Genomic DNA, 20575 nt, shown 5'->3' with positions numbered 1-20575 from the left:
TTCATATTGTAAACGATTCCATTCGGAAATGGAATGACTTCGTAGTGTGTACAACAATTTCTGTAGAGTGGACATTGTAGGTGTATAGCCATTGAGGGAATTGCTTTTTATCTTATTTTAAGGTTCGGTTCAGTTTTCTTTAATGTAACTCTAGTATTCTAACAATGGACCGAATGACAGATGAGTTCTTGCGAAGGAGGGTTGCCGGCAGCGATTACTGGCCTTGGTCAACCGGAGTCTTCCGTTGCACAAGGTGATCCGTTTCATCTTTCTCATGGTTTACAGTTTACCCCTAGAACATATATAGACCGCATCGGCATTTGCGCGATGCGGTCCTTTTTTTGTAGCTAAATGAATTGAATTCGGTGTTTAACAGGTCGACCCGAAGTTGTTTCAGTGCATACAGGCCTAGGTCTATGTAGGTTATTATTTACATATATTAGTTTTAATGCAAGATATTATTTCGAATCCCTGTAAATCGAGGAAGAGTTGTGACTGAAGCTATGTTGCATGGTTAAGGAGGGGAGAGGTTGAATGATGAAATGGATTCAAGAGCATGAAGTGCTGCCATTATCTCATTACAAAACTATGCGGTCAGAGAGTCCTTTGTTGTGGTCAGAGAGCTCTCTGTTGCGTTCAGAGAATCCTCAGCTGCTGGGGGGAACGTTCTGGCATGCGTACCGATACGATCATATTAAGAGGATATTTGCTGATTACAACCATTTTTCTTCCGAATTGCGAAGCGAAGACAAGCGGCCGATTGAATACAGCATCCTCCGCACCGATCCGCAGAAGCATAGCCAGCTTCGAACATTAGTCTCACAAGCCTTCACACCTAGATCCATTGAAAAGATGATTCCACGAATTGAAGCATTGGCGGATGAGCTTCTAGATAAGGTGGAAAGCAAAGGACGAATGGATGCAGTTCAAGACTTCGCAGTTCCGCTCCCGATTATTGTAATCGCAGAAATACTCGGCATACCGGTACACGATCGAGATCAGTTTCGAGAATGGTCGGAGGCATTAGTGAGTGGTGACATTGACCGCAATAGCAATTGCCAGAAGGAGATGGCTGTATATTTCGAGGCGATCGCAGAAGAACGCCGCCGTAATCCACAGGATGATCTGATCACTAGGCTTGTGCATGCAACGTCAGACGGAGAACCGTTGTCCCCCTTTGAGCTCATTGGGTTTTGTATTTTGCTGCTTGTGGCTGGCAATGAAACGACAACGAATTTGCTCTCTTCTGCACTAGCGTGTTTCGACAGTGAGCGCATCGCATGGGACGATATTAGATCCGATCGTTCTTTACTGCCTGGCGCTATTGAAGAAGTGCTGCGGTTTACCTCGCCGGTACAGTTAATGTTTCGCCGTGTGAAGAAGGATGTGGAAGTAGATGGCATGATGTTAACTGAAGGGCAGTTCGTCATGTTGTGGATCGGGTCAGCGAATCATGACGAGTCTGTGTTCGAACAGCCAGAACTCTTCCATATTCGCCGTCAGCCAAACCCGCATTTAGCGTTTGGTCATGGTATCCACTTCTGCCTGGGGGCTCAACTTGCACGGCTGGAAGCGAGGATAGCGTTGAATGCAATGCTCGATCGTTTCCCGAACTATCAATGTGATCATTCCAAGCCGTTGAAGCGCATCCAGAGCGAGTTTATGTTCGGTTTCGAGTCCTTGCCGATCATTCTTACCTAAGTAAACCTAGCTTTTCGTTATTCATTTCAGTTGAAATAAGCAATAAAAAACAGCCTCTCTACATGCAAAATAGATCGCATGAGAGAGGCTGTATCACGTTTACTGTTTACTCTTTGCCAAGAACCTTATCAACCAGACCGTATTCATACGCTTCTTGGGCAGACATGAAGTAGTCGCGATCCGTGTCGCGCTCCACGCGCTCAAGTGGCTGACCTGTGCGATCCGCCAAAATTTTGTTCAACGTGTCGCGCATCTTCAAGATGCGGCGTGCGCGAATCTCGATATCGGACGCTTGCCCTTGTGCTCCGCCAAGCGGCTGATGAATCATAATTTCGCTGTTCGGCAGGGCGAAACGCTTGCCCTTGGCACCTGCATTAAGCAGGAACGCTCCCATGGAAGCTGCCAAGCCCACGCAAATCGTAGATACGTCCGGCTTGATGTGCTGCATTGTATCGTATATGGCCATGCCGGCTGAGATTGAACCGCCTGGGCTATTGATGTACAAATGAATATCCTTCTCCGGGTCATCTGCAGCCAAGAACAACAGCTGGGCGATAATCGAATTCGCCACGAGATCGTTCACTTCTGTTCCGAGGAAGATGATGCGATCCTTCAACAATCGAGAGTAAATATCATAGGATCTTTCGCCACGATTCGTCTGTTCAACAACTACGGGTACATAACTCAAGATAACCCCTCCTAACTAATATCATTACACATTCAATATAAAGGACTTGAAACAAAAAGTCAAAGATGGTCAAACTATGTAGAGAAAAAAACATCTATCGTTTCGCTTCTGCAAAATTCAAGATGTTACTTCCGTGCTTATTCACCTAAATATATGCGTAACGTAGCTTCTTATCCTGTGCCAAATAAGGACAGGAGTGTAAATGGCGCGCCCGCAAGGAATCGAACCTTGATCTCAGGCTCCGGAGGCCTACGTCATATCCATTGGACCACGGGCGCATTCATACAAGAGCAAAATTTATTATATAAGAAAGCGTATAACAAAGTCAAGTGAGCGCCACTGAATATTTATTTTAAAATAATTCTTTCTATAATAAGTGGACGGTGCCGAATAAGGTGGATGTTGCCCGATCTAAGTGAGCAATGTCGATGGCTAAACTACATGGGGACGTGGAGAGCGAACAGGATGTGAAGGAAAGCTCAAAACTTTTGTAAACGCAGGTACGAGCAGGGCATGATGTCCGTCATTAATGTCTATACTGAGGAATGTCTAAAATTTTTGCGAAATATGTATTAACTTGTCGTATTTTGGGTTAATTACATCATAGGCAGTCGTATGCCCTTCTAGATATGTTGTCTGATAATGAATAACTTCGATATTGCTTGCTTATTATAGAAGTTGTTTATAGGCAGAGAATTCGCGGTTTTGGGCGCAAAATCAGGGGTTCAGGATACTTGCAAGTTGCTGCGTTATTCGGTAGAATAGTGGTGGGACAAAAAATGTAGAGATGGGACGTTTTTAGTCCAATGGTTGCTTATGGGAAGCAGGAGTGGAGAGAATGCGTGAGTGGTTAGAAATACAGAAGCGACTTCTACCTGAACTCATTGAACTGTTGAAGAAGCGTTACACCATCCTGCATCAAATCATGTTGTCCGACTCCATTGGGAGAAGAACGCTGGCAACGTCATTGCAGATGACCGAGCGTGTGCTCCGTGCAGAGACCGATTTATTGAAGGCGCAAGGCCTGATTGATTCGGATAACACGGGTATGCGAATCACTGATGAAGGCCGGCAACTTGTCCGGAAGCTGGAATCCGTGATGGGCGAATTGCTCGGGATGCGCCAGCTGGAGGAGAGTATCCGCCAAGCATTCGGTTTGAAGCAGGTCATTGTCGTACCCGGCAATTCGGATGTATCGCCTGCCGTGAAGCAAGAACTCGGGCAAGCGGCTTGTAGAGCGCTCAGCAGCGTAATGGACAAGGAAGATGTCGTGGCGGTGACAGGCGGCTCCACATTGGCTGCAATGGCAGATCAATTGACGAGTTCATCACCGTTGAAAGGCAATTGGTTCGTACCCGCACGTGGGGGACTTGGGGAGAGCTTGGAATACCAAGCGAACACAATCGCTTCCACGATGGCGAAGCGCGTAGGCGCTCAGTATCGGCTCTTGCATGTGCCGGATTTGCTGAGTGAGGAAGCGTATCAGTCGCTTAAGCAGGAACCGAACATCCAAGACATTTTGCGAGTAATTCGCCAAGCACGCATTGTCGTGCATGGCATTGGAGAAGCTCTCGTTATGGCGAAGCGCCGCCGTGCGGATGAAGAGACGATCCAGCAGCTGCTCGAAGAAGGGGCGCTTGCAGAAGCGTTCGGGTATTATTTTGACCGAGACGGGCATGTCGTTCATACGATGCTAACACTAGGCCTTCGCCTTGAGGACATCTCTCGTATGGAGGTAGTCATTGCCATTGCTGGAGGTCAGAGCAAAGGTGAATCGATTACTGCAGTGCTTCGTGCAGGACACGAAGACATTCTCGTTATCGATGAAGCAGCAGCAGTTGAAGTATTGAAACATTGTGGTCTCGATGTGCCTTACAGGCCGTCTTGAGATATATAAAAAAATTGCGAAGGAAATGGGAGGAATCATCAATGGTTAAAGTTGGTATTAACGGCTTTGGTCGTATCGGACGTAACGTATTCCGCGCAGCATTGAACAATTCAGAAGTAGAAATCGTTGCAATCAACGATTTGACAGATGTAAACACTCTGGCTCACCTGTTGAAATATGACACAACTCACGGCAAATTCGAAGCTTCTGTAGAAGCTAAAGAGGGCGCATTGGTTGTTAACGGCCGCGAAGTGAAAGTATTCGCTGAGCGCAACCCTGAGAACTTGCCTTGGGGCGCTAACGGCGTTGAAATCGTTGTTGAGTCCACTGGTATCTTCACAGCGAAAGACAAAGCTGAAATGCACTTGAAAGGCGGCGCGAAGAAAGTTATCATCTCCGCACCTGCTACTAACGAAGATATCACAATCGTTATGGGCGTTAACGAAGATAAGTATGATGCTGCAAGCCATACAATCATCTCCAACGCTTCTTGCACAACAAACTGCTTGGCGCCATTCGCTAAAGTATTGAACGACAAGTTTGGTATCGAAAAAGGTATGATGAACACAATTCACTCCTACACTAACGACCAAAACGTTCTTGACTTGCCGCACAAAGACTTGCGTCGTGCTCGTGCAGCAGCTCAAAACATCATCCCTACTACAACTGGTGCTGCTAAAGCGGTATCCCTTGTATTGCCTGAATTGAAAGGCAAATTGAACGGTATGTCCATGCGCGTTCCTACTCCTAACGTGTCTGTTACAGACTTGGTAGTAGAACTTAAGAAAGACGTTACTGTTGAAGAAGTAAACGCAGCTTTGAAAGAAGCAGCTGAAGGCCCATTGAAAGGCATCTTGAACTACACTGAAGAGCCATTGGTATCCAGCGACTTCAACGGCGACCCAGCTTCCTCCACTATCGATGCTTTGACAACGATGGTAATCGGCGGAAACTTGGTTAAAGTTGTATCCTGGTACGACAACGAGTGGGGCTACTCCAACCGCGTTGTAGACTTGGCAGCTTTCATCGCAAAAAAAGGTCTGTAATCGCATAGCACTTACAATCAAAGAGGAGTGACCGTTCAGGCCTCCTCTTTTGATCCTTATAGTGCCTAGAGCATATCGAGAACCAGTGCGGACACAGATTTTTAGATATACAGAGATAGAGAGTATAGAGAGAAACCAGAACATACTAACGAACGATATACGATATATAGAGAGAAAGATTTAGATGGAACCCATACAGAACAAGAACACAGAACATACCGAACAACACACCAGAGAGAGGCGTGTGCCGGTGTAATCGACGATAGGAGGAACACGGGGATGAACAAGAAAAGTGTGCGTGATGTAGAAGTTAAGGGTAAGCGCGTATTTGTACGTGTAGATTTCAACGTTCCATTGGAAAATGGTGTGATTACGGATGATACACGTGTACGCGAAACGTTGCCGACAATTAACTATTTGGTGGAACAAGGTGCGAAAGTTATTTTGGCAAGCCACATGGGTCGTCCGAAGGGCGAAGTTGTGGATTCCATGCGTCTGACACCTGCAGCAGTACGTCTTGGCGAACTGCTTGGTAAGCCCGTTAAGAAGCTTGACGAGTCAATTGGTGAAAACGTAAAAGCTGAAATTGCAAAAATGGAAAACGGCGACGTTGTCGTGCTTGAAAACGTTCGTTTCCACAAAGGCGAAGAGAAGAACGATCCAGAATTGGCTAAAGCCTTCGCAGAACTTGCGGACTTGTTTGTGAACGACGCGTTCGGTGCGGCTCACCGTGCACATGCATCCACTGAAGGCATCGCACATCACTTGCCAGCCGTGTCCGGTCTGTTGATGGAGAAAGAATTGAATGTACTTAGCAAAGCGCTGACAAACCCTGAGCGTCCATTTACGGCAATCGTAGGCGGTTCCAAGGTTAAAGATAAAATCGACGTTATCAACAAAATGTTGGAAATCGCCGACAATATCGTGATCGGTGGCGGCTTGACATACACATTCTTCAAAGCACAAGGCAACGAAATCGGGAAGTCGCTTGTCGACAACGAGAAGCTTGATGTTGCTTTAGGCTTCATCGAGAAAGCCAAAGAACTTGGCAAAAACCTCTACTTGCCAGTAGATATCGTAGTTACAGATGACTTCAGTGCAGATGCAAACACACAAGTGGTAGCGATCGACAGCATTCCTGCTGAATGGGAAGGCATTGACATCGGTCCGAAAACTCGTGAAATCTATGCTGACGTTATCAAAAATTCCAAGCTTGTTGTATGGAACGGGCCTATGGGCGTATTCGAAATCGAGCCGTTCTCTCATGGTACGCGTGCGGTAGCAGAAGCATGTGCGGAAACTGCTGGTTATACAATCATCGGCGGCGGCGACTCTGCAGCAGCGGTTGAGAAGTTCAAGCTGAAAGATAAAATGGACCACATCTCCACAGGCGGCGGCGCTTCCCTTGAATTCATGGAAGGCAAAGCATTGCCAGGCGTGGTTGCATTGAACGATAAGTAAGAGAGCAAGTAAGGGGATGGCGGCTTCGGCCGCTCCCTTATGCGTAAAGGAGTGAATCGTGTGAGACAACCGATTATCGCAGGGAACTGGAAAATGTTCAAAACGGTATCGGAAGCTGTTGCTTTCGTATCCGAAGTGAAAGGCAAAGCAGAAGTGGAAGGCGTAGAGAGCGTACTCTGCGCACCATTTACAAACTTGCCAGCATTGGTTGAAGCAGTGAAAGGCACGAGCATCAAGATTGGTGCGCAAAACCTTCACTTTGAAGATTCCGGTGCATTCACAGGCGAAATTTCCGGCGCTATGTTGAAAGACCTTGGCGTACACTACGTCATTATCGGTCATTCCGAGCGTCGTGCATACTTCGCGGAAACTGATGAAACAGTAAACAAAAAAATGCATGCAGCATTCCGTCATGGCTTGACGCCAATCGTATGCGTAGGTGAATCGCTTGAAGAGCGTGAATCCGGCAAAACGAACGACGTGTGCAAGGTGCAAACAGAAGCAGCATTCCAAGGATTGTCTGCTGAACAAGCAAAAGAAGCTGTCATCGCTTATGAGCCAATCTGGGCGATCGGTACAGGCAAATCCTCCACAGCAAAAGACGCGAATGAAGTTATCAGCTACATCCGCAGCGTTGTGAAGGGCTTGTACAATGATGAAGTTGCTGCTGCTGTTCGCATTCAATACGGCGGAAGCGTAAAACCGGAAAATGTACGTGAATACATGGCAGAAAGTGATATTGACGGCGCATTGGTAGGTGGCGCAAGCTTGCAACCAGCTTCCTTCATCTCCTTGGTGGAAGGGGCGAAGTAAGATGTCCGCACCTAGACCGGTAGCACTTATCATCATGGACGGCTTCGGACTTCGCGATACACTAGTTGGCAACGCAGTCGCGCAAGCGAACAAGCCAAACTACGACCGTTACATGAGCCAATTCCCTCATACGACACTGACAGCTTGCGGCGAAGCGGTAGGCTTGCCAGAAGGTCAAATGGGGAACTCCGAGGTAGGTCACTTGAACATCGGTGCAGGCCGCATCGTATATCAAGACCTGACTCGTATTACAAAATCGATCCGTGAAGGCGACTTCTTCTCGAACGAAACACTGCTTGCAGCAGTGAAGACTGCGAAGGAGAACAATAAAGCGCTTCACATTTACGGATTGTTGTCTGATGGTGGCGTACACAGCCATATCGACCACGCGCTTGCGATGCTCGATCTCTGTGCGCGTGAAGGCTTAAAGGACGTATACATTCACGCATTCTTGGATGGCCGTGACGTTGCGCCTGATAGCTCCCGCGGATATATCGAAAAGCTGCAAGCCAAAATCGCCGAAGTTGGCATAGGCCGTATCGCTACGGTTCAAGGCCGCTACTATGCGATGGATCGCGACAAGCGCTGGGAACGTGTTGAGAAATCGTACCGCGCAATGGTATACGGCGAAGGCCCAAAATACCGCGATCCAATTGCTGCAGTTGAAGAATCTTATTCCCAATCCGTATATGACGAGTTCGTTATGCCTACGGTAATTGTGGATGAGAACGATCAGCCGGTTGGCTTGGTTCAAGAAGGCGACTCCGTCGTATTCATGAACTTCCGCCCAGACCGTGCGATCCAGCTTGGCCAAGTGTTCACCAACGATGATTTCCGCGGCTTCGATCGTGGCGACAAGTTCCCTAAGAACTTGCATTTCGTTGCGCTTACGCTGTTCGCAGAAACAGTTGGCGGATATGTTGCTTACTCTCCAAAAGAGTTGGACAACACGCTTGGTGAAGTGCTCGTGCAGCATGGCAAGAAGCAGCTTCGCATTGCGGAAACGGAGAAGTATCCGCACGTAACGTTCTTCTTCAGCGGCGGCCGTGACGTTGAGCTTCCTGGTGAGAAGCGTGTGCTTATCAACTCGCCTAAGGTAGCAACTTACGACCTGCAGCCTGAAATGAGCGCTTACGAAGTTGCAGAAGCAGCAGTGAACGAAATCAACTCTGACCAGTTCGATACGATTATCCTGAACTTCGCGAATCCTGATATGGTTGGTCACTCCGGTATGCTGGAGCCAACAATCAAGGCCGTAGAAGCTACGGATGAGTGCATGGGCAAGGTAGTTGAAGCGGTATTGGCGAAAGGCGGCGTCTGCCTCATTACGGCGGATCACGGCAACGCGGATATGGTATTCGACGAGCAAGGCCGTCCATTCACTGCACATACGACGAACCCGGTTCCATTCATCGTTACTTCGAATGACGTGGAATTGCGCGAAGGCGGCATCTTGGCAGACATCGCTCCGACGATTCTGGACTTGATGAACGTGCCTCAGCCAGCAGAGATGACAGGACAAAGCATGATTAAGAAGTAAGTTTTACAACTTACCTGGATATATAGTAATTTATTTATAAACAATCAAAAAAGGAGTTGTACACACCATGACAATGATTATGGACGTATACGCACGCGAAGTGCTTGACTCCCGTGGTAACCCTACGGTAGAAGTAGAAGTTAAATTGGAATCCGGCGGCTTCGGCCGTGCAATCGTACCTTCCGGTGCATCCACTGGTGCTCACGAAGCGGTTGAGCTTCGCGATGGCGACAAAGGCCGTTACGTTGGTAAAGGCGTAGAGAACGCTGTTAAAAACGTAAACGAAATTATCGCTCCAGAAATCATCGGTTACGATGCTCTTGATCAAGTTGCAATCGATAAAGCAATGATCGAGCTTGATGGCACGCCTAACAAAGGCAAATTGGGTGCTAACGCAATCTTGGCTGTATCCATGGCTGTAGCTCGCGCTGCTGCACATGCATTGGATATGCCTTTGTACACGTACCTTGGCGGATTCAACGCGAAGCAATTGCCAGTACCAATGATGAACATCATCAACGGTGGTGAGCATGCTGACAACAACATCGACGTTCAAGAGTTCATGGTATTGCCAGTTGGCGCACCAAGCTTCAAAGAAGCACTTCGTATGGGTGCTGAAATCTTCCACAACCTGAAGTCCGTATTGAAGAGCAAAGGCTTGAACACGGCTGTAGGTGACGAAGGCGGATTCGCTCCTAACCTTGGTTCCAACGAAGAAGCGCTTCAAGTTATTATCGAAGCAATCGAAAAAGCTGGCTACAAGCCAGGCGAAGAAGTATTCTTGGGTATGGACGTTGCGTCCACTGAGTTCTACAAAGACGGTAAATACACATTGGCAGGCGAAGGCAAGTCCTACACATCTGCTGAGTATGTTGACCTTCTTGCTTCTTGGGTTGACAAGTACCCAATCATCACAATCGAAGACGGCATGTCCGAAGACGACTGGGATGGCTGGAAGTTGCTCACTGAAAAATTGGGCGGCAAAGTACAACTCGTTGGTGACGACTTGTTCGTTACAAACACTGAGCGTCTTGCTCAAGGTATCGAAAAAGGAATCGGTAACTCCATCTTGGTTAAAGTTAACCAAATCGGTACGCTTACAGAAACATTCGAAGCGATCGAAATGGCAAAACGCGCTGGCTACACAGCTGTTATCTCCCACCGTTCCGGTGAGTCCGAAGACAGCACAATCGCTGACATCGCGGTTGCAACAAACGCTGGCCAAATCAAGACAGGTGCTCCTTCCCGTACAGACCGCGTTGCGAAGTACAACCAATTGCTTCGCATCGAAGACAACTTGGGAAGCACAGCTCGTTACGACGGCTTGAAATCCTTCTACAACTTGAAAAAATAATTGGCTTGCCGCACATGCGGCTTGCTGATTCGATAGAAGCCAGACTCCCTTGAAGGGGTCTGGCTTCTTTTTTATGACCCCATATCCATATGTGAGGAAGGCATATTGTGCTCTTCCTTTAATCTACCTTTTACTCTTGCTTGCCTTTCGTACTTGTCCTTCTTGTCTTCCCTTATTTCCCTTATTTCTCTTTGTTCTTACCCGTTCTGATCCTTGTGAAATTATGCTTCACTGCTTCATTCCGACTCTAGTTGGGTTTTACCTAGACCTGAGGCTAGTTTTGGAAATAACCTATTGTGGAACACTATTCCAGGGGATATAATCATCGTGTACTACTAATCAATATACAATACTGAATCATAAATTATAATTCATCACGTTATGGAGTGGGGGTGACTCGATTGAAGGAAATCGTTCAATTTAAAAAAGGGGTGCTCGGACTGTGTGTCATGGTTCTCATTAACCAGAGAGATCGTTACGGCTTCGAGCTGGCCCAGCAGATATCCAAGCATGTGGAGGTTGCCGAAGGTGCTCTATATCCAGTTCTGCGACGGATGGTTGCGGATGGTCACTGTACAACCTATTTGCAAGAATCTACCGAGGGACCGCCACGGAAATATTATAAGCTTACTTCAGTAGGCAAGGATTATATGAATGAGCTCGTGACCGAGTGGGATAAATTTGTGTCGGGAGTAGCCAATCTGCTTACCGAAGCGGAAGAAGAATCCAAGGAGAAGTGAGAGAGGTGAACAACATGCATAAGCAGTTATTTATGCTGCAATTGAAAATGGGCCTACTGTCGCTTCCAGAGTCGGAGCGCAATGAAATATTAGCAGAGTATGATGCACACTTTGAATTCAGCAAGCAGCAGGGACGAACAGAAGAAGAGATTGCTCGAGAGCTTGGCGATCCGGAAGAACTTGCGGCCGAGCTGCTGTTAGGTGAACGAGGGGATAAAGAGGTTGAACGGGAGCCGGTAACAGAACCGTTTATTCATAGTCAACAAGGTCAAGCTTCACAAGTACCTCCACTCTTCGAGGATCCTAGCTTCCTGAAGAATGCTGAACATCCGTTGGATTTGAATCAGCATTATGGGGAACCAAATCGATATTCTCAAGAGTACGGCGGAATACCGAATACTGCTTACCCACCATATCAGCAGTCCGAAGGACGACGTCCCCGTTCAGCTATCGCCTACGCAGGTACGATCTTTATTAGCATTATGGTTGTCCCGGTTATGTTCGGGCTATGGGCAACGTGGTTTGGGCTTGGTGTAGCGGCTATTGCGTTATTAGCAACTCCTCTTTTGTACGTATTGAAGTTCTCACTTGGTGGCGGAGCTTTCTATGGAACGGAAATGTCGATAGTTGCCATTGCATTTGGAATAGGAATTTTTTTAATACAAGCGATAGTTGCTGTAGGACGTGCATATTTGAAATGGAACCGAATTTATTTCCACTGGGTCGCCTATGAAGGAAGGAGCGAGGTTAGATGAATTGGAATCGTGCAACCATGAATATGGTCGGAATTGTGTGTATCGTGGCAGGGGTTGCGGGCTTGGTCTATTACGGCCCAAATCAGCTATTTAAGTCACAACTTCCTTCTTATGAGTACCGTATCTCTGCGGAAGGTTCACAGGATGCATCTGGTCAGGAAAAAGGGGCAGATAAGACATCTGATTATGAATCTCGCATTGATGTAAGGGAACTTGAGAGTATAGTTATCGATGCGGATTATGGGGATGTTAAGGTAAGCTGGATCAATGATAACAAGAATATGATTGAGTTGAAGGGGCAGGCGCCAGAAGCGGTCATTAATCGAATTCGTGATGTTCAGGCGGAGAATGGAACGCTAGAGCTGAATTTTGAAGACAATGATAATGCAGGGTGGTTGAATATCAACATCGGTAATATACAGCGTCGTTATCATGAAGTTATCATCCATGCATCGGAGAATTTTGTGCTCGACAATTTGTCGTCGAATGTGTCTGCAGGTGCGTTTGAAATGACAGGTGGGCATATTAAGCGACTTGAAGCATCAAGTAATCTGGGAAGGGTAAAGGTAAAGAATGTAACAGGGGATTTCGTTAAGCTTAGATCAGACTCAGGCCAAGTGGTGGCAGATAATGTCGATGCAGAGATCGAAGCAAGCTCTTCACTGGGAAGTGTTGACTTGAACCAGACGAAGAAGAATGTTCAGGCTTCAGCCAATGCAGGCTCCATCTCTATTGTTCAAGCTGCTGCACATCCGATTGATGCGGAAGGCCAGCTTGGAAGCGTGAATATCCGTGTTGTTCCTGAATACAACGGGAAGTTTGATTTGAAAACAGAGTTGGGAAGCGTCTCCGCACCGAATGAGAAACATGGAAGCGATATGGTTATTAAGGTGCGGACAGAAGCGGGCAGTATAAAGATTGTCGAAAAATAGTATCGGCTCCTCGGAAGATTCATGTGAATCGGTTATAATGTACTTATCTTAAATTGTTGATATCAGGTAAAGGGGTAAGGATACATGAAACCGATTCATAAAGTGCTGACATTGGCTGGCTCGGATACGAGCGGTGGAGCTGGCATTCAAGCCGACCTAAAAACATTCCAAGAACGCGGTGTGTACGGCATGACCGCATTGACGACCATTGTAACGATGGATCCGGATGAAGGTTGGGCGCACCGGGTGTTCCCAATCGCGCTCTCTACGATAGAAGAGCAATTGAAGACAATCATGAGTGTCGGTATTTCAGGCATGAAGACCGGTATGCTGGGTTCTATCGATATTATTGAGCTGGCAGCCCGCACCATTGAGAAGCATAACATTCCGAACGTCGTTGTTGACCCGGTTATGGTGTGCAAGGGTGCTGACGAGGCGCTTCACCCAGAGACGAACGATGCTTTGCGGGACATACTCGTACCGAAGGCTGTCGTGGTTACACCGAACTTGTTCGAGGCTTCACAACTGGCAGGAACAGCGCCAATCCGTACGCTCGAAGATATGAAGGAAGCCGCTGCCCGCATTCAAGAGCAGGGAGCGAAGTACGTGTTGGTAAAGGGCGGCTCCAAGATTGGATTGCCTACTTCCGTCGATGTATTGTATGATGGCAAATCCTTCGAAATATTGGACGCTGATCTGATCGATACAACCTACACGCATGGCGCTGGCTGTACGTATTCAGCAGCAGTAGCAGCAGAACTGGCGAAGGGGAATGATGTACGTGAGAGTGTCCATAAGGCGAAGAGCTTCATTACGGAAGCGATCCGTCATTCTTTCCCACTTAATCAGTATGTTGGACCTGTGCGCCATAATGCACTGCGCTTGCTGCAGCATGGCGAAGAATAAGTAAGGGATATATTCGTGTAGGGATGCACCAAATGCCTTGTAACCTGGGGTAAGCTTTTCGGAAGAGATAGGAAGGGGGAGAGGATAAGCCTTGCCTGCTTCTTATTCGTGTGATACAATAAAAGTACTGTTTTTGGCTTTTCGAACGTGTATCACGCATTAGGAGGTGTAACTGTGGAAATTTTCTTGAAAATTTTGCTTGTCATTTTTTCTATCGGTTTGATTAGCATTGTGCTTCTGCAGAAAGGGAAAAGTGCCGGCTTGTCAGGTGCCATCTCCGGCGGTGCGGAACATCTATTCGGAAAGCAGAAGGCACGCGGTCTGGACTTGTTCCTGCAACGTGCAACGGTTGTATTGGCAGGAGGATTCTTTATCTTGTCACTGATCGTAGCTTATTTCCTTAAAGGTTAATTCCCATTCGTAAGCAAAGCGAGGACAAGCTCCTCGCTTTTTTTGTACCCATTTTTCCGGCGGAGACAAGAAACTTGCTACGATGTGGATCGAACGGAAAAAATGTAGGAAAAGCGCCGGGATGTAACGATTTTATTTCGTGTATACTAGGTTATATATTGTTATACTGTATCATGCAGGTCATGGCAAGGTGAGGTGAAGGAATGGTAACAGAACAACAGTTGTTGGACTTTATGCGTGAAACCGCTTATAAGCCGATGACCTATCAAGAGCTGGAGCAGCATTTCGATATTGAAGGCGCTTCAGAGTTCAAGGCATTTCTGAAAATGTTGAATCAAATGGAAGAAGAGGGTAAGGTGCTGCGCACTCGTACAGACCGCTACGGTGTGCCGGAGCGTATGAACTTGCTGCGCGGACGCCTGCAGGCGCATGCCAAAGGCTTCGCATTCTTGATTCCGGAAGAAACGGGGCACCCCGATGTATACATTCACGCGAATGATTTGAAGACTGCGATGCATGGGGATACCGTGCTTGTACGCGTGACGAATAAAGGCTTTGATGGCGCTCGATTGGAAGGCGAAGTTGTGCGCATTGTGAAGCGTGCAGTGGAGCGTGTTGTCGGCCTTTTTCAAAATTACGAATCGTATGGATTTGTCATTCCAGATGACAAGCGGATCAATCGCGACATCTTCATTCCGAAGGAAGATATGCATGGCGCGGTTACTGGACAGAAGGTCGTTGTCCATATCGTAAGCTATCCGGAAGGAAGAGCAGCAGCGCAAGGCATGGTGGCCGAAATTCTCGGTCATAAGGATGATCCTGGCGTTGATATTTTGTCCGTCATCCGTAAGCATCAGCTTCCGGAGGCGTTCCCTGATGAAGTGATGGCAGAAGCAGAAGCTGTGCCGGATTCCATAACCGAGGAAGAAATCATCAGTCAGCGACGCCGTGATTTACGGGGCATGAATATCGTCACGATCGATGGAGAAGATGCGAAGGACTTGGATGATGCGGTATATGTAGAGCAGCTTCCGAATGGACATTACAAGCTTGGCGTCCATATTGCAGACGTCGGCTATTATGTGAAGGAAGGTTCTGCGCTGGATCGCGAGGCATATGCTCGCGGCTGCAGTGTGTATCTGGTTGATCGAGTTATTCCGATGCTGCCGCATCGATTGTCCAACGGAATATGCTCCCTCCATCCGCGTGTGGATCGTTTGACATTGTCCTGCGAGATGGAATTCGATGAGAAGGCGAAGCTCGTGAAGCATGATGTATTCCCGAGTGTAATTCGTACTGTTGAGCGTATGACGTACACTAATGTACGGAAGATCGTTGAGGATGAGGATCCAGAGGTATCAGCACGCTACGCTTATTTGGTTGACAGCTTCAAGCTCATGAAGGAATTGGCGCTGAAGCTCCGCCAGAAGCGGATGAACCGTGGCGCAATTGATTTCGATTTTGTGGAATCGAAGGTATTGGTTGATGAGAAGGGCGTACCGACTGATATCATCAAGCGGGAACGTACGATTGCGGAGCAGATTATTGAAGAGTTCATGCTGGCAGCTAACGAGACGGTTGCGGAGCATTTCCACTGGCTTAGAGTTCCGTTCCTATACCGGATTCATGAAGAGCCGAATAGTGAGAAGCTGTTCAACTTCATGTCCTTCGCAGCGAACTTCGGATATGTTGTTCGAGGCAAGGGCAATTCGGTACATCCTCGTTCCTTGCAGATGCTGCTTGAGGAAATTGAGGGAACGCGTGAGCAGACTGTGATCAGCACGATGATGCTTCGCTCAATGAAGCAGGCGAAGTATGATGCGGAGATGACAGGCCACTTCGGACTAGCTGCTGAATTCTATTCGCACTTCACATCGCCAATCCGCCGTTACCCAGACTTGGTCATTCACCGAGTCATGCGGGAAGTAATGGATAATGGAGGAGCGTTGCCTGAGAAGCGCTTGGAGCAGCTACATGCACGCATGCCGGATATTGCACAGCAATCCTCAGAGCGTGAGCGGGTAGCCGTTGATGCAGAGCGGGATACAACAGCGCTGAAGAAGGCTGAATTCATGCTCGATAAGGTCGGCGAGGAATTTGACGGCATTATTAGCAGTGTGACAAGCTTCGGGATGTTCGTTGAGCTGGACAATACGGTTGAAGGGCTTATTCGACTAAGTGAATTGAATGATGATTATTACCACTTCCATGAGCAGCATATGGTGCTGATCGGGGAACGGACGGCAAATGTATTCCGTATTGGCGATGAAGTTCGTATTCGGGTAGCTCGTGTCAATATGGATGAGCATACGATTGATTTTGAGCTGATTGAGAGCAAGTCTCGCCATAACGGACGTGACTTCGGCTTCGACATCCGGAAGAAACGTGGTCGCGGTGGATTTGGTGCCGAAGGACGCGGTGGAGCTGGACGTAGCGACTATAAGGGCCGTAAGGATGGAAAAGGCGGCCGTCCAGGAGAACGCGACCGTGGTGGACAACCGCGAAATGGCCGCGATGCGGATAGAGGAGCAAGAGGCGGTCGTTCGGATCGATTGGGCGGTCGAGATAGTCGTCCGACAGAACGTTTCGATCGTGGTCGTCGTGCTGCAGATCAGCCTGCTGGTCAAGGTGCACGTGGAGACGGTCGTGTAGATCGGCACGCTGGTCAAGGCATGCCTGGAGCTGGTCGTGCTGATAGACGTGTCACTGGCATAGATCCTGCGGAACAGCAAGCTTATGAGCAGTATGGTGCTTCTTCCGGTCAGCATGTACGAGGTGGATACGGACGAAATCAGCACCAGCATGAGCATGAGGAGCACTTAGAGCAGGATACTCGTTATGAGCGTCACACACATGGTGATGCTGTGGAGCATGAGGCCGATGCATTTGCCGGGGATTGGTATAACCAAGGTGAATTCCGTGAGCAGCAGAGAGGCCGTCGTGGACGCAAAGGACGGCGCGAAGAGCAGGGTCGTGGAGTCAATCCATATGAGAAGTCATCAAGTGCACCTCAGCCACGCGGTAAGGGTGGCATTAACTTTGGCGCAGGCCAAGGGAATGCGGAGCGTCCAGCCCCAGCGAAGAAGGAGTATGATGACTCCAATTGGGTAGATCGTCTCATTGCAGATGCGGAACAAGAAGCAGATCGTCCACGCTCCTTCGACTTTGGCTCTGGCCGAGGCGGTTATGGTCGATCAGGTGGCAATGATCAGGGCGGTAGAAAACCAGGGCGTGATGGAGGCTCCTATCGAGGTAGCGGCACATCTGGCGGCAAGAAGGGGCGGAGAACGACGTCCGAAAGCGGGATCTTCATTGGTGAAGATGCGGCAAAGGCTCGTAATCAAGGCGAATCTGCCCACAAAGCAGCAAAGCAGAAGGGGAAAGCAAACAGCAAGACTGCAAAGTTTGTTCGTAAGAAGCGATAAGTTTTCCGTTTTCTAACAAGTAGAAATAACGGCTTTGGTTCCGCTTAAGAGCGGGACTGGGGCCGTTTATTATTTTCTGTGAGATGGAAGTTGGGGTTTCGATTTCAACGCTTAGGTGGGCATACGGACAATCAAACGGAATACATATGATACAATGTACATATCTTAAGAGACGCTGCTTTTTACTTCGTTAGAGAGGTGAGTAAGATGAGCCCTTCAGATATATCGATGTATCATGTTATGCTGCGTATGGTGCTTGCATTAGTGCTAGGTGGCTGTATTGGATTGGAACGGGAGAAGCGAAGTCAGGCTGCAGGGCTAAGGACGCACATGTTGGTGAGCCTCGGATCGGCGCTTGTCATGCTCATATCGGTATACGGATTCCCAGATTTAAGCGGTGATAATAAAGCCGCTGTGGATGTGGCGCGTATTGCGGCTCAGGTCGTCAGCGGTGTTGGCTTCCTTGGAGCAGGGACGATAATACGCAATGGAACTAGTGTGAAGGGGCTAACGACAGCTGCTTCCTTGTGGGTTTCGGCGGCGATTGGGCTTGCTTGCGGCTCTGGCTTTATTTCTGCGGCCTTATTCGGTTGTGCCTTATCTCTCGTCGCTTTGTGGCTGCTGAATAAGGTTGATATTAAAAATCGGGTTGCACATCGAATTCACGAGTTGGAAGTCGTTGTGGAGGAACGTGAAGGATGGCTGTCAGAATTGACAAAGGTTGCAGAGGAGCAGGGACTTACGGTACGAAGCATTCGCATGCGGCCGGAGCGCAATGTAGGGAAGTCGTGGACGAAGTGGCTTGGAGCGGGACAGGGCTCAGAACAGAAGGATAGAAGCGACCACTTGTCTGAAAGCGATATGGAAGTCGGCAGGGAGGGTGGCCACCCCGAAGACATGGATGATAAAGAGCGTACTTTGGCAAGTGCAAGACTTTTGCAAATTGAACTGAAGGTGCTGTCTGAGGATGTAAAATCGGTAGCCGTATGCTGCGAGGCGATACTTCGATTACAGGGAGTCTCGGATGTTCATATGTTATCGTAATTGGAGTTACTTTACGATTACGAGATATGAATTGAAGAACACCTTAAGCCAAACATAGTCTGAGCCCATTCTTGTCTGAATACATGTTGAGCCAATATGTTTCTTGCTTGAGTCGGGGGTGTTCTTTTTGGTACAATATACTTCTAAGCAACAAGCTATAGTGACGTGGTCTAGGGCAATTACTTCGTTCACTTGGTGATGATGTCATTGTCGTAACGTTGGAGGGCAATCATGGGTAAGAAGAATGATAATAAAGTTTTAGCCCAAAATAAGAAGGCGTCCCATGATTATTTTATTGAGGACACTTATGAAGCGGGCATGGTGCTGACAGGGACAGAAATCAAGTCGCTGCGCATGAGCAAAGCGAACATTAATGACTCCTTTGCTACGATTCGCGGTGGTGAGGCGTTTATTCACAATATGCATATTAGCCCATTTGAGCAGGGTAATCGACACAATCCTACTGATCCGACGCGTGCGCGCAAGCTGCTGCTGCACAAAGAGCAGATTAACAAGCTGATCGGGCAGACGAAGCAGGAAGGGTACACGCTCGTTCCCTTGAAGGTATACGTTCGTAACGGATATGCGAAGCTGCTGATTGGACTCGGTCGAGGCAAGAAGAACTACGATAAGCGTGAAACAGCTGCAAAGCGGGATGCGGATCGTCAAATTCAGCGCGCGCTGCGTGAGAAGCAGAAGTATTAAGGTTAGCTTGAGGCATAATGCGATTTTTTGCTACTGTTGTTAGCAGTATTCCTTGTTGGATCATTTGTACCAAGGAAAAGGCATGTAGCGTTGGCAACAAGTTGACTAACAACTTTCGTTTGAGTGTGTTATAATAAACGTGTCGGTAACGAACTACTGCACAGCATGGTATCGCTGCTGACCGAATACAAACATCATTGACAACTGAATAGTGTGGAAGGATACACTATCTGTGTCTTAACTAGATTCTCTTTAATTCAAGATTCTATTCCCCTGATGGGCGAGGTTCGCTTATCACTTATGGGGGCGTTCTTGGATTCGACGGGGATAGTTCGGGCTCGGGTAGCGGGTAGTGGGGACGCGTCCACTTCATCAACGCTAAAGCCATTTAAACGGCAAACAACAAACAAACTACGCTTTCGCAGCTTAATAACCTGTGAGCGTGCTTCTACTCTGCATCGCCCATGTGCCGAGATAGGGGCTCAACTTTTAGTGGGATACGCTGTCACATCTCCGCCTGGGGTGTGCTGAAGAAGACAATCAGGCTGACCCAAAGCATAGCCGGTTACGGGGCGATGCTCGGGTGACATCAAAACTGTGACTACACCCGTAGAAGCTCGTGTTGCGTTATCTTCGGACAGGGGTTCGAATCCCCTCGCCTCCACCAAAAACCTGAAAAAACCGACCGCGTGAGGTCGGTTTTTTGTTTTGGTGGAGTTGAAAAGGGGATTTGCCCCTGTCAGGGGTACGTTCCGCGCGCAGGTAGCGTAGGATATTGCTTCGAAGGAAAGTCATCAGCGGACGAGCACGGCATCGATATCCAACCGCTAAGAACGTCATCTGGGAATAATCTACGAAGCAAAGTTAATGGAGATATCGATTATCCCCTCGCCTCCACCAAAAACCTGAAAAAACCGACCGCATGAGGTTGGCTTTTTGCGTTAGTGGTGTAGCATGGGAGACGCCATTGTCAGGGGTTCAGTCTCACGCACAGGAGTGAGAAGCATCGGAGTAAGACTTCAACGTACAAACAGTATTTTTGCTGTTGCTAATAAGCGCGTCCACATACAATGTTTTCTTGCTATAGTTATTTATATATGAGTATTCATTGGTAACGCCGGTATCTTCGCTCATACGATAGAATTAAATATATTAATTTTAGATTG

The 20575-nt window shown here is 47.9% G+C and carries 16 protein-coding genes, 1 tRNA gene and 1 other RNA gene; 16 read left to right on the top strand and 2 right to left on the bottom strand.

The window, feature by feature from the left end; genetic code table 11:
- The first annotated feature begins 534 nt into the window (after nucleotides 1–534).
- The gene (locus PBN151_RS19215; protein WP_072730294.1) at nucleotides 535–1701 is read left to right on the top strand and encodes a cytochrome P450; all 1167 of its coding nucleotides are present in this window, start codon (nucleotides 535–537) and stop codon (nucleotides 1699–1701) included.
- 106 nt (nucleotides 1702–1807) lie between these two features.
- Here PBN151_RS19215 and clpP read toward each other — a convergent pair whose 3' ends face one another.
- Both clpP and PBN151_RS19205 read right to left on the bottom strand, forming a co-directional pair.
- Nucleotides 1808–2389: an ATP-dependent Clp endopeptidase proteolytic subunit ClpP gene (gene clpP, locus PBN151_RS19210; protein WP_021252826.1), complete on the bottom strand. Its 582-nt coding sequence runs from the start codon at nucleotides 2387–2389 to the stop codon at nucleotides 1808–1810.
- A 203-nt stretch (nucleotides 2390–2592) separates the two neighbouring features.
- Nucleotides 2593–2667: transfer RNA gene (locus PBN151_RS19205), tRNA-Arg, on the bottom strand.
- A 560-nt stretch (nucleotides 2668–3227) separates the two neighbouring features.
- Between PBN151_RS19205 and PBN151_RS19200 the strand changes: the two genes are divergently transcribed.
- From PBN151_RS19200 to ssrA, 15 genes are all read left to right on the top strand, one after another.
- Nucleotides 3228–4277: a sugar-binding transcriptional regulator gene (locus PBN151_RS19200; protein ID WP_065292240.1), complete on the top strand. Its 1050-nt coding sequence runs from the start codon at nucleotides 3228–3230 to the stop codon at nucleotides 4275–4277.
- A gap of 41 nt (nucleotides 4278–4318) precedes the next feature.
- On the top strand, nucleotides 4319–5323 hold the full coding sequence (gene gap, locus PBN151_RS19195; RefSeq protein ID WP_072730293.1) for a type I glyceraldehyde-3-phosphate dehydrogenase: 1005 nt from the start codon (nucleotides 4319–4321) through the stop codon (nucleotides 5321–5323).
- 279 nt (nucleotides 5324–5602) lie between these two features.
- Nucleotides 5603–6784, top strand: coding sequence for a phosphoglycerate kinase (locus PBN151_RS19190; RefSeq protein WP_021252823.1), 1182 nt, complete (start codon nucleotides 5603–5605; stop codon nucleotides 6782–6784).
- Nucleotides 6785–6844: 60 nt separating this feature from the next.
- Entirely contained in the window at nucleotides 6845–7597 is a 753-nt protein-coding gene (tpiA, locus tag PBN151_RS19185; RefSeq protein WP_021252822.1) for a triose-phosphate isomerase, read from the top strand.
- A 1-nt stretch (nucleotide 7598) separates the two neighbouring features.
- A complete protein-coding gene (gene gpmI / locus PBN151_RS19180; protein WP_072730292.1) occupies nucleotides 7599–9137 on the top strand; it encodes a 2,3-bisphosphoglycerate-independent phosphoglycerate mutase in 1539 nt (512 codons plus the stop codon).
- A 67-nt stretch (nucleotides 9138–9204) separates the two neighbouring features.
- Nucleotides 9205–10491, top strand: a complete 1287-nt coding sequence (eno, locus tag PBN151_RS19175; protein WP_072730291.1) for a phosphopyruvate hydratase — start codon at nucleotides 9205–9207, stop codon at nucleotides 10489–10491.
- A gap of 401 nt (nucleotides 10492–10892) precedes the next feature.
- The gene (locus tag PBN151_RS19170) at nucleotides 10893–11231 is read left to right on the top strand and encodes a PadR family transcriptional regulator (protein WP_083545223.1); all 339 of its coding nucleotides are present in this window, start codon (nucleotides 10893–10895) and stop codon (nucleotides 11229–11231) included.
- Between the two features lie 14 nt (nucleotides 11232–11245).
- A complete protein-coding gene (locus PBN151_RS19165) occupies nucleotides 11246–11986 on the top strand; it encodes a DUF1700 domain-containing protein (RefSeq protein WP_072730336.1) in 741 nt (246 codons plus the stop codon).
- Nucleotides 11983–12918, top strand: coding sequence for a DUF4097 family beta strand repeat-containing protein (locus PBN151_RS19160; protein WP_072730290.1), 936 nt, complete (start codon nucleotides 11983–11985; stop codon nucleotides 12916–12918). The genes PBN151_RS19165 and PBN151_RS19160 overlap by 4 nt, the downstream gene beginning before the upstream one ends.
- An 84-nt stretch (nucleotides 12919–13002) precedes the next feature.
- Entirely contained in the window at nucleotides 13003–13824 is an 822-nt protein-coding gene (gene pdxK, locus PBN151_RS19155) for a pyridoxine/pyridoxal/pyridoxamine kinase (RefSeq protein ID WP_072730289.1), read from the top strand.
- Between the two features lie 174 nt (nucleotides 13825–13998).
- Nucleotides 13999–14235, top strand: coding sequence for a preprotein translocase subunit SecG (gene secG, locus PBN151_RS19150; RefSeq protein WP_021252815.1), 237 nt, complete (start codon nucleotides 13999–14001; stop codon nucleotides 14233–14235).
- A gap of 203 nt (nucleotides 14236–14438) precedes the next feature.
- Nucleotides 14439–17660, top strand: a complete 3222-nt coding sequence (gene rnr, locus PBN151_RS19145) for a ribonuclease R (RefSeq protein WP_072730288.1) — start codon at nucleotides 14439–14441, stop codon at nucleotides 17658–17660.
- Between the two features lie 207 nt (nucleotides 17661–17867).
- The gene (locus PBN151_RS19140) at nucleotides 17868–18704 is read left to right on the top strand and encodes an MgtC/SapB family protein (protein ID WP_072730287.1); all 837 of its coding nucleotides are present in this window, start codon (nucleotides 17868–17870) and stop codon (nucleotides 18702–18704) included.
- 231 nt (nucleotides 18705–18935) lie between these two features.
- Nucleotides 18936–19409: an SsrA-binding protein SmpB gene (gene smpB / locus PBN151_RS19135; RefSeq protein WP_021252812.1), complete on the top strand. Its 474-nt coding sequence runs from the start codon at nucleotides 18936–18938 to the stop codon at nucleotides 19407–19409.
- Between the two features lie 302 nt (nucleotides 19410–19711).
- Nucleotides 19712–20076, top strand: a transfer-messenger RNA (tmRNA) gene (gene ssrA / locus PBN151_RS19130).
- Nucleotides 20077–20575 lie beyond the last annotated feature (499 nt).

It is taken from the genome of Paenibacillus sp. NAIST15-1 (genome assembly GCF_001894745.1).
Taxonomy (GTDB): Bacteria; Bacillota; Bacilli; order Paenibacillales; family Paenibacillaceae; genus Paenibacillus_B; species Paenibacillus_B suaedae.
This window is presented reverse-complemented; position numbering and strand designations above follow the sequence as displayed.

What these genes read in the sequence shown, in the direction of transcription:
- PBN151_RS19215 (WP_072730294.1), top strand. Translation starts at nt 535, where the DNA reads ATGATGAAATGGATTCAAGAGCATGAAGTGCTGCCATTATCTCATTAC.
- PBN151_RS19200 (WP_065292240.1), top strand. Translation starts at nt 3,228, where the DNA reads ATGCGTGAGTGGTTAGAAATACAGAAGCGACTTCTACCTGAACTCATT.
- gap (WP_072730293.1), top strand. Translation starts at nt 4,319, where the DNA reads ATGGTTAAAGTTGGTATTAACGGCTTTGGTCGTATCGGACGTAACGTA.
- PBN151_RS19190 (WP_021252823.1), top strand. Translation starts at nt 5,603, where the DNA reads ATGAACAAGAAAAGTGTGCGTGATGTAGAAGTTAAGGGTAAGCGCGTA.
- gpmI (WP_072730292.1), top strand. Translation starts at nt 7,599, where the DNA reads ATGTCCGCACCTAGACCGGTAGCACTTATCATCATGGACGGCTTCGGA.
- eno (WP_072730291.1), top strand. Translation starts at nt 9,205, where the DNA reads ATGACAATGATTATGGACGTATACGCACGCGAAGTGCTTGACTCCCGT.
- PBN151_RS19165 (WP_072730336.1), top strand. Translation starts at nt 11,246, where the DNA reads ATGCATAAGCAGTTATTTATGCTGCAATTGAAAATGGGCCTACTGTCG.
- PBN151_RS19160 (WP_072730290.1), top strand. Translation starts at nt 11,983, where the DNA reads ATGAATTGGAATCGTGCAACCATGAATATGGTCGGAATTGTGTGTATC.
- pdxK (WP_072730289.1), top strand. Translation starts at nt 13,003, where the DNA reads ATGAAACCGATTCATAAAGTGCTGACATTGGCTGGCTCGGATACGAGC.
- rnr (WP_072730288.1), top strand. Translation starts at nt 14,439, where the DNA reads ATGGTAACAGAACAACAGTTGTTGGACTTTATGCGTGAAACCGCTTAT.
- PBN151_RS19140 (WP_072730287.1), top strand. Translation starts at nt 17,868, where the DNA reads ATGAGCCCTTCAGATATATCGATGTATCATGTTATGCTGCGTATGGTG.
- smpB (WP_021252812.1), top strand. Translation starts at nt 18,936, where the DNA reads ATGGGTAAGAAGAATGATAATAAAGTTTTAGCCCAAAATAAGAAGGCG.